General features: G+C 59.3%; 15 protein-coding genes. 5 read left to right on the forward strand and 10 right to left on the reverse strand.

Annotated features, from left to right (window positions below; genetic code table 11):
- Positions 1–111: 111 nt before the first annotated feature.
- The 3 genes from ADS46_RS13105 to ADS46_RS13115 form a co-directional block, all read right to left on the reverse strand.
- The gene (locus ADS46_RS13105) at positions 112–2166 is read right to left on the reverse strand and encodes a TonB-dependent siderophore receptor (protein WP_234346837.1); all 2055 of its coding nucleotides are present in this window, start codon (positions 2164–2166) and stop codon (positions 112–114) included.
- 153 nt (positions 2167–2319) lie between these two features.
- Positions 2320–3294: a helix-turn-helix transcriptional regulator gene (locus ADS46_RS13110; protein WP_066320809.1), complete on the reverse strand. Its 975-nt coding sequence runs from the start codon at positions 3292–3294 to the stop codon at positions 2320–2322.
- A gap of 129 nt (positions 3295–3423) precedes the next feature.
- Complete coding sequence (locus ADS46_RS13115; protein WP_066320811.1) at positions 3424–3786, reverse strand: accessory factor UbiK family protein; 363 nt, start codon at positions 3784–3786, stop codon at positions 3424–3426.
- Between the two features lie 332 nt (positions 3787–4118).
- Here ADS46_RS13115 and ADS46_RS13120 point away from each other — a divergent pair, with 332 nt between their 5' ends.
- From ADS46_RS13120 to glnK, 3 genes are all read left to right on the forward strand, one after another.
- Positions 4119–4457: a P-II family nitrogen regulator gene (locus ADS46_RS13120; protein ID WP_027337181.1), complete on the forward strand. Its 339-nt coding sequence runs from the start codon at positions 4119–4121 to the stop codon at positions 4455–4457.
- 45 nt (positions 4458–4502) lie between these two features.
- Entirely contained in the window at positions 4503–5750 is a 1248-nt protein-coding gene (locus ADS46_RS13125; protein WP_066320812.1) for an ammonium transporter, read from the forward strand.
- Positions 5751–5917: 167 nt separating this feature from the next.
- The gene (glnK, locus tag ADS46_RS13130; protein ID WP_066320813.1) at positions 5918–6256 is read left to right on the forward strand and encodes a P-II family nitrogen regulator; all 339 of its coding nucleotides are present in this window, start codon (positions 5918–5920) and stop codon (positions 6254–6256) included.
- Positions 6257–6380: 124 nt separating this feature from the next.
- On the opposite strand, the gene ADS46_RS13135 is transcribed toward glnK, so the two are convergent.
- Positions 6381–7157 carry a ferredoxin--NADP reductase gene (locus ADS46_RS13135; protein ID WP_066320814.1) on the reverse strand — a complete coding sequence of 259 codons (777 nt, stop codon included), beginning with the start codon at positions 7155–7157 and terminating at the stop codon, positions 6381–6383.
- Positions 7158–7332: 175 nt separating this feature from the next.
- Here ADS46_RS13135 and ADS46_RS13140 point away from each other — a divergent pair, with 175 nt between their 5' ends.
- Positions 7333–8259 (forward strand): LysR family transcriptional regulator, encoded by a 927-nt coding sequence (locus tag ADS46_RS13140; protein WP_066320815.1) that lies wholly within the window; start codon positions 7333–7335, stop codon positions 8257–8259.
- A 15-nt stretch (positions 8260–8274) separates the two neighbouring features.
- Here the strand turns inward: ADS46_RS13140 and ADS46_RS13145 are convergent, their stop codons facing one another.
- From ADS46_RS13145 to ADS46_RS13155, 3 genes are all read right to left on the reverse strand, one after another.
- On the reverse strand, positions 8275–10374 hold the full coding sequence (locus ADS46_RS13145) for a methyl-accepting chemotaxis protein (protein WP_066320816.1): 2100 nt from the start codon (positions 10372–10374) through the stop codon (positions 8275–8277).
- A gap of 14 nt (positions 10375–10388) precedes the next feature.
- The gene (locus tag ADS46_RS13150) at positions 10389–12236 is read right to left on the reverse strand and encodes a methyl-accepting chemotaxis protein (RefSeq protein ID WP_066320818.1); all 1848 of its coding nucleotides are present in this window, start codon (positions 12234–12236) and stop codon (positions 10389–10391) included.
- 122 nt (positions 12237–12358) lie between these two features.
- Positions 12359–12790: a host attachment protein gene (locus tag ADS46_RS13155; protein WP_066320819.1), complete on the reverse strand. Its 432-nt coding sequence runs from the start codon at positions 12788–12790 to the stop codon at positions 12359–12361.
- A 137-nt stretch (positions 12791–12927) separates the two neighbouring features.
- Here ADS46_RS13155 and ADS46_RS13160 point away from each other — a divergent pair, with 137 nt between their 5' ends.
- On the forward strand, positions 12928–13521 hold the full coding sequence (locus tag ADS46_RS13160; RefSeq protein ID WP_066320820.1) for a histidine phosphatase family protein: 594 nt from the start codon (positions 12928–12930) through the stop codon (positions 13519–13521).
- On the opposite strand, the gene ADS46_RS13165 is transcribed toward ADS46_RS13160, so the two are convergent.
- The 3 genes from ADS46_RS13165 to ADS46_RS13175 form a co-directional block, all read right to left on the reverse strand.
- Positions 13518–13916 carry a RidA family protein gene (locus ADS46_RS13165; protein ID WP_066320821.1) on the reverse strand — a complete coding sequence of 133 codons (399 nt, stop codon included), beginning with the start codon at positions 13914–13916 and terminating at the stop codon, positions 13518–13520. The two genes, ADS46_RS13160 and ADS46_RS13165, sit on opposite strands and share 4 nt — an antisense overlap.
- A 127-nt stretch (positions 13917–14043) precedes the next feature.
- Complete coding sequence (locus tag ADS46_RS13170; protein WP_281244494.1) at positions 14044–14805, reverse strand: amino acid ABC transporter ATP-binding protein; 762 nt, start codon at positions 14803–14805, stop codon at positions 14044–14046.
- 48 nt (positions 14806–14853) lie between these two features.
- Positions 14854–15954, reverse strand: coding sequence for an amino acid ABC transporter permease (locus ADS46_RS13175; protein WP_066320822.1), 1101 nt, complete (start codon positions 15952–15954; stop codon positions 14854–14856).
- Between the last annotated feature and the right edge of the window lie 8 nt (positions 15955–15962).

Raw genomic sequence — 15962 nt, forward strand, 5'->3', positions numbered from 1 at the left:
GGCTGTATTTAAACGATAATATTTATTGTTTGCAAACAAAACGCCCAGGCGAGTGCCTGGGCGCGGTGCTGACGTGCCTGATTTAAAGCTGCCGCCGTTAAAGCGCCAACATTAAAACCGATAGTGCACGCTGGCGGTAATGCCGCGTTCGGCGCCGAAGTAGCAGTACTCGAGCGAGTTACACGAGGCGACGTACTCTTCATCCAGCAGGTTGCTGACGTTGAGGCGGGTCTCGACGCCTTGCATGCCTACCTGACCAAGATCGTAGCCGAGCGTGGCGTCGACCAGGGTGTAATCCGGTACCGTTTCGGTATTGGCACGGTCAGCGGCAATATCGGCGTAGTGGCGCACGCCTGCGCCGATGTCGGCGCCGCTCAGCCAGCCGTCGTTGAACGCATACTGTGCCCACAATTGAACCTGGTGACGCGGCGAATAGATGGCGTCATTGCCCTCGTTGCCGTCATCGCTCTTGGCGTAGGTAATGTCGGTGAAGCTGTACCCAGCCTGGAGCGACAGCGCATCGGTGAGTTGCGTACGCGCCTCCAGCTCGATGCCCTGGGACTCGATTTCACCCACTGCGCGGTAAGGGTCGGTGGGCTGTTCCTTGGTGGCCACGTTTTCCTGGCTGATGTGGAACACGGCGGCGCTGTACTGGCTGGCGCTGTCGTTGGGCTGGTATTTCACCCCGGTTTCCCATTGCTCACCTTCCATGGGGGCCAGCAGGTCGCCGTCGGCATCCACAAAGCTGGTGGGGGTGAAGGCCGTGGAGTAACTCAGGTAGGGGGCGACGCCGTTCTCGAACAGGTACACCGCCCCGGCGCGGCCACTGAACTGGGTGTCGTCGAGGGTGCTCGATTGGCCGGTATCCTGATTGGTGTTGTCGATGTCGACCCAGTCGTAGCGCCCGCCCAGGGTGAAGCGCCAGTTATCCAGCGCGATCAGGTCTTGCAGGTAGACGCCGGTCTGTTCCAGCTCGTGACGCTCGTTGGTGGGCGCATACATCGCCGTGGGGTCGGCGCCGTATTCTGGGTCAAAGGCATCCAGCGACGGAAATGCCCCTGACGGCCAGCTGACGTCGTTGTCGCGCTGCTGATAGTCGACCCCGACCAGCACGGTATGGTCCATAAAGCCATCGTTGAGGTTGGCTTCAAGCTGGTTATCCACCGTCCAGGCGTCGAGCGATTCTTCGCTGCCGGAGTAGTAGCGGGCCAGTTCATTGGAGGTGGGCGACGTCCAGCCAAAGCCATACACCTGATTCAGGGTCACATCGGAGTTGAGATAGCGCAGCTGCTGGCGCGCGGTCCAGTCGTCATTGAAACGGTGCTCCAGGGCATAGCCCACCATGCGCTGGGTCCGCTCATAGGCCTCATAATCTTCCTCGCCGTCGAAGAAGTTATTGCTTATCTTGCGTCCGTTGCGCGGGACCACGGCGCCTTCGTAAGGCACGCCGGAGTGGTAGCCGCCCTCGGGTTCGTCCTGCAGGTAGGCGTCCAGGGTCAGGCTGGTGGCGTCGCTGATATCCCAGGTGAGCGACGGTGCAATGGCGTAGCGTTCCTCCTCTGTCGGACCAAACTGGGTATCGGCGGCACTGGCAATGCCCACCAGTCGATAGGCCACGCGCTGTTCTTCCCCGAGTGGGCCGGTCAGGTCAAAGGCGGCGCTGCGCTGGTTGTTGTTACCCACGCGGAAGCGTAGCTCGCCGCCGGACTGGAACTCTGGGCGCTTGCTGTTAAGTGCCACCACGCCCCCTGGCGAGGCCTGGCCGTAGAGCACCGAGGCGGGGCCCTTGACCACTTCGATACTGTCCAGAAACCAGGGGTCGACGCGCAGGGAGCTATGCGAGTTGGTATCGCCGATGAGTTTCAGGCCGTCGAGAAAGGTGTTGCTCAAACTGCCATCGGAGAAACCGCGCAGCACCAGGTAGTCGAAGCGGTTGGAAGCGCCGATCTGGTTACTATAGACCCCGGGCGTGTAGTCGGTCGCCCGCTGTACGGTGCTAATCCCGCGGTTGTCCATATCCTCGCGGGTAATGGTCGATACGCTCTGGGGCGTTTCGATCGACGGCGTTTCCACCTTGGTGGCCGCCTGCTGGGCGGTGACGGTCACCGTGCCCAGGTTGTCGCGCTGGGTTTCCTGAGCGGCTGCAAAGGGGACGCTGCTGGCCATGGCGACGGCAATGACCAGCAGCGATGGGCGGAAGTGGCAAGCTGAAATTGGCATGGTAACGATCCCTTGATAATTCTAGTAATGAGAATTGTTACTTTTTAATGCAGGAAGTAGGTATGCGATCTGCCAAATTGGCTATGCGCAATGCCAAATTCATCGGGGGGCGCGCTGTGAAATGACGTCATGAGGAGCGATGCCAAAGCGGCGACGAAACGCCGTGGCGAAATTGGTGGCGTGGCGGTAGCCACAGGTGTGGGCGGCTTGCTGAACGCTCATGCCTCGTTGCAGGGCTTGATAGGCCCGTGCCAGGCGGCATTGGCGCAGGTGATCAAAAATTGAGCAGCCATAGCGGGCACGAAATTTCTGGCGCAGGCTGCTTGGGCTCATCGCCACTTCCCTTGCCAGCTCGCTGAGGCAGTACGTGCGCTCGGGATGAGACGCCAACCGGGTATGGAGGGCGGCTAAGCGCGCCTCGTCACGAGCCGGTATAACCGGCTGAGCCTGTGCCGCCAGCGGTTTAGCCGGGTCTTGCCGCGCGCAATTCGGTAATCCTTCACCTAGCAGCTGTAGGGCCAGGCCTTGCCAGATCAGTGGCTGGCGCCAGTTGGCCAGCGGCTCGGCGGCGGTATCGCGTAATAGTTGCGTGAAGGCGGTCGATAAGCGCCAAGGGTACAAGCCCGGTGAGGGGGGGACCGATGGCAGGTCCAGGGTGTTGGTGGCGAGCACCGCCAGATTTACCGTGTGCAGCCTTGCCTGGGCCGGTTGGAAAACCGTAAGCGGCTGCTCGGCAGTGAAATGGGCGCACATGCCGTCGCCTGCGTTAAGTTCGATGCGTTGGGAGCCCAGGCAGGCGCTGATATGACCTTCCAGCACCACGCTGATAAACCAGGGCGCCGTCTGGCGGGAGGCCGAGCTATAGGCGCAGTTCACGCACAGGTCGGAAAGCGTCAAGTGCATGGTTTGAGGCAGGGCAACATCGCGAACGCTGCCGGTGGCGACGCTCGCTCCGGCAGGGGCATTGCGAATGCGATAGTCGATACCGAAACGCTGGCCTAGCTGGGCAAGCGTCCCTGGCGTTAGCTCATAAAGCGGTTGGCTGGCTTGGGGGCCGAAGGTGGCGGTGGTCATGCGTGCATCACGGTAACGGTGAAATTCGGCAATGCATCAAAATGGGGCATTGATGCATTGCCCGCATCATTGGATGCGAATTACGTTACCACGTGCACAGTAGTAGTCAATGATATTTATTCGCATTCATCATTGCGATTTGGGTTTGTCTTCATCGCCTTTGGTGTCGGCGTTATCGGAATCCGCCTGGGGCTCTGCGGGTAGCGGCGGTGCCTCGGCTTCGACGGGCGTCGAGGTATCGGCTGCCTGGGCGTCCACCGCGGCTTCCAGGCTTGCGACCTGGCGTTCCAGCGCTTCTACCCGTGAGCGGGTGCGCTGCAATACGTCCATCAAAATATCGAAGTCCTCGCGGGACACCAGCTCCAGGCGGTCGAAGGCCCCGCGGACCACCTGATGAACTCCCTTCTGGATATCTTCGGGCGCTTGGGAAGCGTTCTGCAAGCGGTCGCCGATTTGCTGGGCGAGTCGGCTAATACGGTCTTGAGGCGCCATGGCTTTCTCCTATCGGTCAATGTCTCGATATGGCTATCTGATATCAGGATACGCAACCCAGGCGGGATTCGCATGCTTCTTGGGCTAATTTGTGCCTCCCGTTTATGCCCTACGGTGGGGCGCTTGCGTTTTGCCTTTGATCAATTTTGGTGCAATAGCCGACTTGTTAGCGCGTGTTGCTGGCGGTGAGTCGCCAGCATGCCTCACTCTATTACATTTAAAGCAATGAAATATAAGTAAAAAAAATCAGATGGCACGGTATGCGCATTAGTGGAGCAGGCACTTTTTTTGGGCGGCTCGGCCGCTCCTTAATCCAGCAGGGGAGATTCGGGATGAAACTCATCACCGCCATTATCAAGCCATTCAAGCTCGACGACGTTCGCGAAGCACTGGCCGACAACGGTGTTCAGGGCATTACCGTCACTGAAGTCAAAGGCTTCGGCCGCCAGAAAGGCCATACCGAGCTATATCGCGGCGCCGAATACGTGGTCGATTTCTTGCCCAAGGTAAAAGTCGAGGTCGCCGTCGACGACGGTCGCCTCGAAAGCGTGCTCGATGCGATCTGCAGCGCGGCCAACAGCGGCAAGATCGGCGACGGCAAGGTATTTGTCACGCCGCTTGAGGACGTTATTCGGATTCGGACGGGTGAACGCGGTGCGGACGCCGTTTAAACCTGACGTTACGGATCATTTCTTTAGTTCAACGGGGAACTTACAATGAATGAGTTGACTGATCTGAGCTACGCGCTCGATACGTTTTACTTTCTGATCTGCGGTGTGCTGGTCATGTGGATGGCCGCTGGCTTCTCCATGCTGGAAGCTGGCCTGGTGCGTTCCAAGAACACCGCTGAAATTCTCACCAAGAATATCGCGCTGTTTGCGATTGCCTGCACCATGTACCTGCTGGTGGGCTACTACATCATGTACTCCGGCAACGCCGGTGGCTTCCTGCCCAATCTGGGCTTCCTGATCGGCGCTGAGAATAGCGTGGATGCGGTTACCGCCGGTGGCGATGACGCACCTTACTACTCCATGCGTTCCGACTTCTTCTTCCAGGTCGTCTTTGTTGCAACCGCGATGTCGATCGTCTCGGGTGCGGTCGCCGAGCGCATGAAACTGTGGGCCTTCCTGGCGTTTGCCGTGGTGATGACGGCCGTGATTTATCCGGTGTCTGGCTACTGGACCTGGGGCGGCGGCTGGTTGGCCGAAGTCGGCTACTCTGACTATGCCGGTTCGGGCATCGTGCACCTCGCCGGTGCTGCAGCCGCGTTGGCAGGCGTTATCGTACTGGGGCCGCGTAAGGGCAAGTACGGCAAAGATGGCTCCATCCATGCGATTCCGGGTGCCAACATGCCGCTGGCGACGCTGGGTACCTTCATCCTGTGGATGGGCTGGTTCGGCTTTAACGGCGGCTCTGAATTGAAGCTGGCCGCTGTCGATTCCGCCAACAACGTCGCTCAGGTGTTCGTGAATACCAACGCTGCGGCCGCGGGTGGTGTGATCGCCGCGCTGATCCTCGCCAAGCTGTGGTTCCGTAAAGCGGACCTCACCATGGCGCTCAACGGCGCGCTGGCTGGCCTGGTTGCCATTACCGCTGACCCGCTGTCGCCTTCGGCACTGGGCGCGACGATTATCGGCGCCATTGGTGGTCTGATCGTCGTGGCCGCCATCGTCACGCTGGATAAGGTGAAACTGGACGATCCGGTCGGTGCCATCTCCGTTCACGGTGTCGTCGGTATCTGGGGCGTGCTGGCCGTGCCGTTGAGTAATGATGGCGCATCGTTCGGCCCTCAGCTCATCGGTATCGTGGGCATCTTCGCCTGGGTCTTCATTGCCAGCCTGATCGTTTGGCTGATCCTGAAAGCCATCATGGGTATTCGGGTCAGCGAAGAAGATGAGTACGAAGGCGTCGATATCGCCGAGTGCGGTCTTGAAGCCTACCCTGAATTCGGTATCAAGAAGTAATTCAATGCCAATCAGGTGAGCACAAGCGCTCGTCACTGGCCTCCCTTCGGGGAGGCTTTTTTTATTCTGCGCCGGTAGCGGTGTATGCTGATAGGTAACGGATAACGAGCAGCGCGCTAGGCTTGTTATCTTTCATTTTCATGGCTACCCAGCTAGAGGATCTCGCAATGAAACTAATCTCTGCCATTATCAAGCCCTTCAAGCTTGATGACGTGCGCGAATCGCTCTCCGACATTGGCGTACAGGGCATTACCGTCACCGAAGTCAAAGGTTTTGGTCGTCAGAAGGGCCATACCGAGCTATACCGGGGCGCTGAATATGTGGTCGATTTTCTGCCCAAAGTGAAGCTCGAAGTGGCGGTTGACGACGACATGGTCGAGCAGGTCATCGAGGCGATCACCCAGGTAGCGAATACCGGCAAGATCGGCGATGGCAAGATTTTCGTCATGCCGCTCGAGCAAGTGATCCGTATTCGTACCGGCGAGACCGGTAAAGACGCGGTATAACGCCCCGCGCGCCAGAACACGAAAACCCCCGCCAAGCGCTGCTGTTAGGCACCGAGTGGCGGGGGTTTTTATTGGGCGGTCTGCTGCTGAGCGAGTCGCCCGTTGAGCGTGTTACGTTTCGACCTTACTTTTCAACGAAGGCGCGTTCGATAACGTAGTCGCCCGGCTCGCCCATGCGCGGCGAGATGTTCAGGCCCAGCTCATCGAGCAGCGCGCTGGTGTCGTCGAGCATGGCGGGGCTGCCGCAAATCATTGCACGGTCCTGGCGCGGGTCGATGGGCGGAAGCCCAGTGTCCTCGAACAGCTTGCCGGTGCGGATGTGGTCGGTCAGGCGGCCCATGGTATGAAACTCTTCACGGGTGACGGTGGGGTAGTAGACCAGCTTGTCAGTGATCTCCTCACCCAGGTACTCGTGGGCAGGCAGCTCTTTAGTGATAAAGTCGGCGTAGGCCAGTTCAGAGACTTCACGCACGCCGTGAACCAGGACCACTTTCTCGAACCGCTCGTAGACTTCCGGGTCCTGAATCAAGCTCAGGAAGGGGGCAAGACCGGTACCGGTGGACAGCATGTAAAGGTTGCGCCCTGGCAGTAGATCATCGGTGACCAGCGTGCCGGTGGGCTTGCGGCTGACCATGATCTGATCGCCGACCTTCAGGTGCTGCAGGCGCGACGTAAGCGGGCCGTCGGGCACCTTGATGCTGAAGAACTCGAGGTGGTCTTCGTAGTTGGGGCTGGCAATCGAGTAAGCGCGCATCAGTGGTTTGCCGTCGACTTCCAGGCCTATCATGACGAACTGGCCGGTCTTGAAGCGCAGGCTGCGTTCCCGGGTGGTGCGGAAGCTGAACAGGGTGTCGTTCCAGTGGTGAACGCTGAGGACATCTTCCAGGGCGAACTTACTCATGCCATTTCCTCCGTCAGTGACGCCATCAACGCCACGAATATTCAAAAAAAGAATAAAAAATAGATATCAAGTTGCCAGCAAGTCTAAGCAAAGGATGGTATATCTGTTAAGTAAATAATCTTGATAACGCTTATCTTTAAAATAGATATAGCGTCCTGGTGATAGGTCAGACCCCATGCACTATACCCTGCGTCAGTTGGAAGTCTTTGTTGCCGTTGCCCAACACGAAAGCGTCTCCCACGCGGCCCGCGCCCTTGCCATGTCCCAGTCGGCGACCAGTACGGCGCTTGCCGAGCTGGAGCGTCAGTTCGACTGCCAGTTGCTCGACCGCATCGGTAAGCGCCTCAAGCTCAATGCCCTGGGCTTCCAGCTGCTGCCCAAGGCGGTGGCGCTGTTGGACCGCGCCGAAGAGGTGGAGGAGTTACTGCGTGGCCAGCAAGGCGTGGGATCGCTGGAGGTTGGCGCGACCCTGACCATTGGCAATTATCTGGCCACGCTTTTGATCAGCGATTTCATGCAGCGCTATCCCGGCAGTCGCGTGCGTCTGGCAGTGCGCAATACACGGCATATCATAGAGGGCGTTCGCCAGCACTCGCTGGATCTGGGGTTGATCGAAGGGCCGTGTGACGACGATATGATCATCAGCCAGCCGTGGGTCGAGGACGAGCTGTGCGTGTTCTGCTCACCGCGCCATCCGCTGGCGGGCAAGACGCATCTGGAGCTTGACCAATTGATGCGGGAGGACTGGATCATGCGGGAGGAGGGCTCGGGGACGCGGGTGACCCTGGAGCATGCCGCGCGTCATCGCCGCAGTCGCTTCAATACGCTGCTGGAGCTCGAGCATACCGAGGGCATCAAGCGTGCGGTGGAGTCGGGGCTGGGGATCGGCTGTGTCTCGCGCCTGGCACTGCGCGATGCCTTCCGGCGGGGCAGCCTTGTACCGCTGCCCACGCCGGAGTTGGATCTCAAACGCCAATTCACCTTTATCTGGCACCGCCACAAGTACCTCACCACCGGGGTGCGCGAGTTCCTGCGGCTGTGTCGGGAGATGACCGCTGACGCCAAGCGCAGCGATGACATCCCCATGCCGCCGATTCCTTAACGGCGTTCTTCCTCCTTAACGGTGCTTTTCAGGGGCTGGTAATGCCGACCGGTGCCGGTCTTCCTCCAAGGTGAATCCGCCTACCAGCTCGGCAAGATAGTCGGCCTGGTCTTTCAGCTGTTCGGCAGCGGTGGTCGACTCCTGCACCAGCGCGGCGTTCTGCTGGGTCATCTGGTCCAGGTCGGTGACCGCAATGCTGACCTGACTGATACCGTCATTCTGCTCGCCAGCCGCCGTGCTGATATCGCCCAGCATCTGGGTGACCCGGGAGACGCTTTCGGCGAGCTCGTGCATCGCGGCCTCGGCGTCGCGCACCATTTGCGTGCCGCTTGCCACCTTTTCGGTAGAGGTATCGATCCGCTGGCGAATATCCTTGGCCGCGTCACTGGCCCGCGATGCCAACTGACGGACTTCGTTGGCCACCACGGCAAAGCCACGGCCCTGTTCACCCGCCCGGGCGGCCTCCACCGAGGCATTCAGCGCCAGTAGATTGGTCTGAAAGGCAATCCCGTCGATGACGCTGACGATATCCTGAATCTCCGCCGAGGTGGTGCGGATGTCGTCCATGGTGGTCACGACCTGCCCAAAGGCTTCGTCGGTACGCCCTGCCAGCTGCGAGGCGGTTTTGGACAGGCCGCTGGCTTCCTGCGAGGCGCTGGTCGTATGCGCCACGGTGCTGCTGATCTCCTCCATGGCGGACGACGTTTGCTGCAGGCTGGCCGCGGCTTGTTCGGTGCGCCGTGAAAGGTCGCGACCGCCCTGGGTGATTTCATTGGCGGCGTGATTGACGGATTCACTGCTGCGTCGGACGTCGAGCAGGATGGCCTGGATCTTGTCGGCAAAGGCATTGAATTGCTTTGCCACCGCCGCGCTCTCGTCACGCCCTTGTACCGGCAGGCGTTGGGTCAGGTCGCCGTTGCCGGAAGCGATCGCCTGCATGCGGCTGGCGAGGTGCTTGAGCGGACGAGCGATACGGCCACCAATCCACCACAGCGCGAGCAATCCGAGCGCGGCCACCACCAGCCCCACCAGCGTCATGCCGGTGGCATCCTGGCGGCGCTGCTCGCCCAGCACATCCTGCAGGTCATTGATATCGGCCAGTACAGCTTCTTCGGGCAATTGGACCATCAGCACCCAGGGCAATTCGCTGTCGCCGATGGTGATCGGCTGGTAGCGTTCGATCATGCCGTCGTGGGTATCGCTTTGCAGACGTTGCTGCTGGGCGGTACTGGTTATCCGGTCCAGTATGTCGGCGCCAAGGGCCTCTTCGGCGTGCTCGCCCAATGCATCGACCCCCTGAGTATCCGCCACTAACCCGCCACGGCCCGCTACCAGTGCCATTCGGCCAGCGCCGTCGTAAAGCGACTGGTTGGCCTCCTCAAGAAGCGCCTGGATAAAGTTGAGCGACAGGTCGACCCCCGCCACACCACGAAACTCACCGTCGACAAGGATGGGCGCATTGAAGGAGGTCACCAACAGGGTTTCGCCGTCGTAGTCATACGATGCAGGGTCGATAATGCAGGGGGCGAGCGTTTCGCGAGGGCACAGGTAGTACTCGCCCTCGCGTACGCCGGAAGCCATCAGGGATTCGCTTTCCATGGTGTCGCCCAACGGGAGTACCGCCAATTCACCGCTATCGGTGCGGTACCACCAGGGCATGAAGCGGCCGCTGTCGTCATGACCGTAGCGCTCGTCACCGGCAAAGGGGGCATCGCTGCCGAAGGCATCCGGCTCCCAGCCGATAAAGGCATCCAGCAACGCAGGGTTCTGGGCAACGGTGTTGCGCACCATGTTGGACAATTGGCGGCGGCTCAAGGACAGCGCCTGCCGACCTTCTGCGTCTTCCTGGCCCATCAGGGCATTGGTATTGGCCAGTTGGGCAGCAAGCGTCATGGCATTTTCCAGCTCGCGTTGGATACGCTCGCCTTCGGCACTGGCGACGGCATCCAGGCGCGCCCCCAGGGCATTTTCCAGAAGCTCGCTGGTGTGCTGTTCCACGGTTTGTTGAGTTCGCGAAGTGGCGATCAGGTTATAGACCACCAGCGCTACCACAATGGCCAGCAGGCATGGCCCGGCAAGGGCAATCACAAAGGTGCGTAACGAACGAAAGTGCATCATTGATCTCCTGATCAGTGCGCCTTAGGCGCATTGAGCGCAGGAGCAGAGTTACCTTGCGACAGTTTAAATCGGCTGATGGTCTCGGTGAGATGGTCGGCCTGATCCTTGAGCTGCTCGGCGGCGGTGGTCGATTCTTCCACCATGGCCGCGTTTTCCTGGGTCATGCGGTCAAGGTCAGCCACCGCAGTGTTTACCTGGCCGATACCGTCACTTTGTTCTGTCGTGGCGGAGGTGATTTCGCCGAGCACGTCGGTGACACGGGTGATGTTGCTGACGATTTCGTCCATGGTTTTACCTGCGTTGTGCACCAGTTTGGAACCGTTTTGGACTTTGCCCTGGGCGTCTTCGATCAGGTTCTTGATGTCGTTGGCGGCGTCATTGCTGCGTTGGGCAAGCTTACGGACCTCTTCCGCCACCACGGCAAAGCCACGGCCGTGTTCACCGGCACGCGCGGCTTCTACCGAGGCATTGAGTGCCAGCAGGTTGGTCTGGAAGGCGATGTTGTTCATCAGTGAAACGATATCGCCAATCTTGCCCGAGGACTCGGCGATATCTTCCATCGTCGTGATGACCTCTGATACCGCCTGGCCGCCACGACCGGCAACGTCGGACGCCGCCTGGGAGAGCTGGTTGGCTTCCTTGGCGGACGCCGATGTGTGCTCAACCGTACTGGTGATCTCCTCCATCGAGGCAGATGTCTGTTGCAGGCTGGAGGCGGTGTTTTCAGTACGCCGCGACAGATCCTGGCCGCCGTTGGCGATTTCCGTAGCGGCATTGTGGACCGCTTCACTGCTGGAGCGTACATCCTGCAACACCGTGTCCATGGTGGCCACAAAACGGTTGAAGGCGGCGGCGATCTGGGTGATCTCGTCGTTACCCTCTTCCGGCAGGCGCTGGGTCAGGTCGCCTTCCCCCGAGGCGATGTCATTCATCGCATTGCGGGCCGATAAAAGGCGGCGCAGTAACCATTTAAGCAGCAGGCTAAGAACGATGGCGGTGATCACCGCGACAATCAGGAGCGTAATGATCGACGTGGTGGCAATCCCGCGTAGCCCGGCGGTGGCCTCGTGCTCATCCATTGCCACCATGAGGTGCCAATCGCTGTTGCCGCCCACGGCGCTCCCTTGCAGCAACATCTCACGACCCTCCAGCGTCAGGGCCTGGGGCTCGTCGCCGTCGGCAATCTGCTGGAGATAACCGGCATCCAACTGGTCGCTGAGCGCGGTGGAAGGCTCCAGTGCCAGCTCGGCGTTGGGGTGCGCGACCAGCGTGCCGTCGCCGGTGGTTAAAAAGCCGAAGCTTGAAGGGGTAGGTTCAATGCTCGAGACGATGTCGATGACATCCTGGATGGTAATATCGCCACCGACCACTGCTGCCAGTTCGCCATTCTGGTAGTAGGGGTGCGCGAAGGTCACGATCAAGCCGCCGGTTTGGGCGTCCACGTAAGGGGCGGTGATGATCGTGTCTTTGGCCTCGACAGCATCCTGGTACCAGGGACGTTGGCGTGGGTCGTAATCACTCGGTGGCTCCCAGCCGTCAGAAAACACAGCGTCAGATGTCTCGGGGTAGGCCATGTAGGCCGTCATGAAGTCCCCGGAGTCGGCTAATTGCCGCAGGGCGGCTAACGGGGCGTCACTAGTGGCTGCCTCATCCATACTGGCAAGCATGTTGTATCGGGCGTTAAACCATTCGTCAATCGCCAGGGTATTCCCATTGGCGACGGCATTCAGGTTGCGGGTGACCTGCTCGGTATTGTGGTGCTTGACGGTGGTATAGCTGGCAATGCCATTGATGACCAGGGCAAGGATAATCGCCACTAGGGCTGCGAGTAATAGTTTGGCGCGTAGGGATGCAAACATGGTCGCTCTCAAGTCGAAGTGCATATCAGGGCGCGGTGCCACGCCCTGTCATTGATCACGCACGTCTATCGGCAAGAGCGACCGTTTCTTTAGGTAATTGCGAGGTGGATGTCGTCGCTGGATTAGCGCAGGTCGCGCACGGCTGTTTGAATATCTGTCAGCGACGCCTTGCTCAGGTCTTTGGAAAGGGTATGAATCACAAGCTTTTGCGTGGGGCCATCGAGTTTATCGCGCAGCAGGCCCAAGAATTTGGGTGGCGCGACCACAATGAGCTTCTCCAGGCTGTTATCGACCCGAGCATTATAAAGGTGGCTGGCGACCTGCTTGGCGAACAGTTCGTTCTCGTGCTTTGAGGCGGCTCCCTCCTCACCGGAGCTGCGCGCGCTGGTCGAGCTTGACTCGTGGACGTCGGCGCCCGGGCGGTCGGTGACCAGGTCGCCTTCGTGCAGGCGCCCTTCGGCGTGTACCAAGCTTTCCTGCTCGGTGAGTGTCAGCGCTTCGCGGGTAAAAATGCGCGCACGCGCGGCATCAGCGACAACAATATAGGTGGTCATCGTGACGCGTCCTCCTTGTCGTTAGTGGTCACTTAACCATGGCAAGCGTTTAGCATAAGGTCAAACCCCATACCCGCTTCTGGACAGCGCTGAGCGCCTTGCCTATGGTAGCTCGTCGGCTTTTTTCGGAGTTTGCCATGTCAATATTGTCGCTCGGTGCGCCCAGCCAATGGCGCAATCGCTATTTATTAATGCGCCATGGTCATAGCCAGGCCAATCAACAGGGCGTGATAGTCAGCTCGCCTGCGCGCGGCGTGGCAAATTTCGGCCTTTCAGAGCTGGGCGAGCAACAGCTTGCCCAACGGGTGGCCGATTGGCAGTGGCCGACGCCTACCCGCGTCGTGCACTCGGATTTTTTGCGCACCGCGCAAACGGCTGCCCACATTGCTGACGCGTTTGGACTCACGCCAAGCGTGGAGACGCGCCTGCGAGAGCGCTATTTTGGCGAGCTGGAGGGGCAGGGCGACGATCGTTACCCCAGCATATGGGCCTTGGATGCCCAGAACGCGGAGCATCAGCATCATCAGGTAGAAGCGGTGAGCGCGGTGGCAAAGCGCATGTGGGCGGTGATAGACGACTGGGAGCAAACGGCCAGCGGGGAAACCATCGCGCTGGTCAGTCATGGCGATCCGCTGCAGATCCTGCTCACGGCGCTGGCCGGAAAGCCGCTGAGCCAGCACCGTGAGCGGGAAGTGCTATTGCCTGCCAGTATTACCTTGATAGGTGCCTAGGCGCTGCTGTCTTCAGACGGCGGAATCCAGGCAATCATGTCGACTTCAACGTCGGCACCGCCGGCGAGTCCCGTGACGCCAATGCAGGTCCGCGTGGGTAACGGCTGCGGGAAGTAGCTCGCGTAGACCCCGTTGACCTCGTCGAAGTGGCCCATGTTGGTAATAAACACCCGCGACTGCACCACGTGCTCGAAACTGCTTCCCACTTCCTCCAGCACGATCGCCAGGTTCTGCATGACACGATGAGTCTGCTCGGTGAACGTGCCGAGCAGCATTTCGTTGGTTTCCGGCACGGTGGGCATTTGCCCGGTAATAAATACCAGATCGCCCACGCGGCAGGCGTGGGAAAAGGGCGCGATAGGCTGGGGCGCCCGGTCGATAAATAACTTTTCCATGGTGTCGCGTTCCTTTGTCGATTGTTTTTAACGGCGTGTTTAAACGTCTTATTACGCATTATGGGCCTCAAGCGAGGCCCATAACGACGAACTTATCAACAGCTGCTTTGTGCAGAGGGGGTGTGGATTAATGCCCCAGGATCTGGCTCAAGAACAGCTGAGTGCGTTCGGACTGCGGGTTGTTGAAGAACGGCTCAGGGGCATTCTCTTCAATGATTTGCCCCTGGTCCATAAAGATCACCCGGTCGGCGACGGTTTTGGCGAAGCCCATTTCGTGGGTCACGCATATCATGGTCATGCCTTCTTCGGCCAGTTCCACCATGACGTCCAGCACTTCCTTGATCATCTCAGGGTCGAGTGCCGAAGTGGGTTCATCAAACAGCATTACCTCGGGGTGCATGCATAACGAGCGGGCAATCGCCACGCGCTGCTGTTGACCACCCGAAAGTTGGCCGGGGTACTTGTCCGCTTGTTCCGCAATACGCACCCGCTCCAGGTATTTCATGGCCAGCGCTTCGGCTTCCTTGCGGGGCTTCTTCTGTACCCACATCGGTGCAATACAGCAGTTTTCCAGCACCGATAAATGGGGGAACAGGTTGAAGTGCTGAAACACCATGCCGACGCTACGGCGAATCTGTTCGATACGTTTAACGTCCTGAGTCAGTGCGACACCGCCTACGGTGATGTCGCCTTTCTGGTGCTCTTCAAGGTGGTTGATACAGCGAATCAGCGTCGATTTACCCGAGCCCGAGGGGCCGCACACCACGATACGCTCGCCGCGCTTGACCTCAAGGTAGATATCTCGCAGTACGTGGAAATCGCCGAACCACTTATTGACGTTGTGCATCTCGACCATCAGGTCGGAGGCGTTGGTGGCTGCTTGTGTCATATTGAAATCCTACTCAAAACCTGAAGGTTTAAACGTATAAAAGCGACATTACTGCTTATGACCGGTATTTAGCTTGCGTTCCAGGTACTGGCTGTAGCGCGACATGCTGAAACAGAAGATCCAGAATACGAACGCGGCAAACACATAGCCTTCTAGCGAGAAACCCAGCCAACGCGAGTCGGAAAGCGCCGCTTGCACAATACCCAACAGATCAAACAGCCCGATGATCATCACCAGGGTGGTGTCCTTGAACAGCGAGATGAAGGTGTTGACGATACCGGGAATCATCATCTTCAGCGCCTGCGGCATGATGATTAGCCCCATGCGTTTCCAGTAGGTCATCCCCAGTGCGGCCGCTGCTTCATCCTGGCCTTTGGGGATGGCCTGGAGCCCCCCGCGGATCACCTCCGCCATATAGGCGCTCTGGAACAGGGTCAGGCCGATCAGTGCGCGGATCAGGCGATCGACACTCAGCTCTGTGGGCAAAAACAATGGCAGCATCACTGATGCCATGAACAGGATAGTGATGAGCGGAACGCCGCGCCAGAACTCGATGAAAATGACACAGAACGTTCTGACAATGGGCATTTGGGAGCGTCGCCCAAGGGCGAGCACGATGCCGATGGGCAGCGCGCCAATCATCCCCACACTGGCGAGCAGCAGCGTCAGCATCAAGCCGCCCCAGCGGTGGGTGGAAACGCGCGGCATATCGAAATAGCCGCCGTGCAGCAGCACATAGGCGATGACCGGGAAAGCCAGCAAGGCAAACACGACCACCCAGCGCTTGAGCGGCAGCCTGGGGATCACCAGCCAGGCGATAATGCTGGCGAACATGGCAAACACGATGTTGGCGCGCCAGTACTCCTCGCTGGGATAGAGGCCATAAATGAACTGGGAAAAGCGTGCGTTGACGAACACCCAGCAGGCACCTACCCGGGAGCAGTCTTCGCGGCTATCGCCCACCCAATCGGCATCGATAAAGGCCCATTGAATCGTCGGCACCACCAGCAGGTAGAGAACATAAAGGCCCAACAGCGTGAACAGGCTGTTGATCGGGCCGTTGAACAGGTTGCCGCGTAGCCAGGCAATGGGGCCAATGGTGCCTTTGGGGGCCGGCTGCTCGGGTATCACTTCTTTGTTGTGAATCATAAAGTCGC

It is taken from the genome of Halomonas sp. G11 (assembly GCF_001663515.1).
Taxonomy (GTDB): Bacteria; Pseudomonadota; Gammaproteobacteria; order Pseudomonadales; family Halomonadaceae; genus Vreelandella.

Bases quoted from the DNA above. Each gene is read 5' to 3' on its own strand.
- ADS46_RS13115 (WP_066320811.1), bottom strand. From the start codon at position 3,786: ATGGCGCCTCAAGACCGTATTAGCCGACTCGCCCAGCAAATCGGCGAC.
- ADS46_RS13145 (WP_066320816.1), bottom strand. From the start codon at position 10,374: ATGCACTTTCGTTCGTTACGCACCTTTGTGATTGCCCTTGCCGGGCCA.
- ADS46_RS13110 (WP_066320809.1), bottom strand. From the start codon at position 3,294: ATGACCACCGCCACCTTCGGCCCCCAAGCCAGCCAACCGCTTTATGAG.
- ADS46_RS13125 (WP_066320812.1), top strand. From the start codon at position 4,503: ATGAATGAGTTGACTGATCTGAGCTACGCGCTCGATACGTTTTACTTT.
- ADS46_RS13140 (WP_066320815.1), top strand. From the start codon at position 7,333: ATGCACTATACCCTGCGTCAGTTGGAAGTCTTTGTTGCCGTTGCCCAA.
- ADS46_RS13155 (WP_066320819.1), bottom strand. From the start codon at position 12,790: ATGACCACCTATATTGTTGTCGCTGATGCCGCGCGTGCGCGCATTTTT.
- ADS46_RS13135 (WP_066320814.1), bottom strand. From the start codon at position 7,157: ATGAGTAAGTTCGCCCTGGAAGATGTCCTCAGCGTTCACCACTGGAAC.
- ADS46_RS13170 (WP_281244494.1), bottom strand. From the start codon at position 14,805: ATGACACAAGCAGCCACCAACGCCTCCGACCTGATGGTCGAGATGCAC.
- ADS46_RS13150 (WP_066320818.1), bottom strand. From the start codon at position 12,236: ATGTTTGCATCCCTACGCGCCAAACTATTACTCGCAGCCCTAGTGGCG.
- ADS46_RS13105 (WP_234346837.1), bottom strand. From the start codon at position 2,166: ATGGCCAGCAGCGTCCCCTTTGCAGCCGCTCAGGAAACCCAGCGCGAC.
- ADS46_RS13175 (WP_066320822.1), bottom strand. From the start codon at position 15,954: ATGATTCACAACAAAGAAGTGATACCCGAGCAGCCGGCCCCCAAAGGC.
- ADS46_RS13160 (WP_066320820.1), top strand. From the start codon at position 12,928: ATGTCAATATTGTCGCTCGGTGCGCCCAGCCAATGGCGCAATCGCTAT.
- ADS46_RS13120 (WP_027337181.1), top strand. From the start codon at position 4,119: ATGAAACTCATCACCGCCATTATCAAGCCATTCAAGCTCGACGACGTT.
- glnK (WP_066320813.1), top strand. From the start codon at position 5,918: ATGAAACTAATCTCTGCCATTATCAAGCCCTTCAAGCTTGATGACGTG.
- ADS46_RS13165 (WP_066320821.1), bottom strand. From the start codon at position 13,916: ATGGAAAAGTTATTTATCGACCGGGCGCCCCAGCCTATCGCGCCCTTT.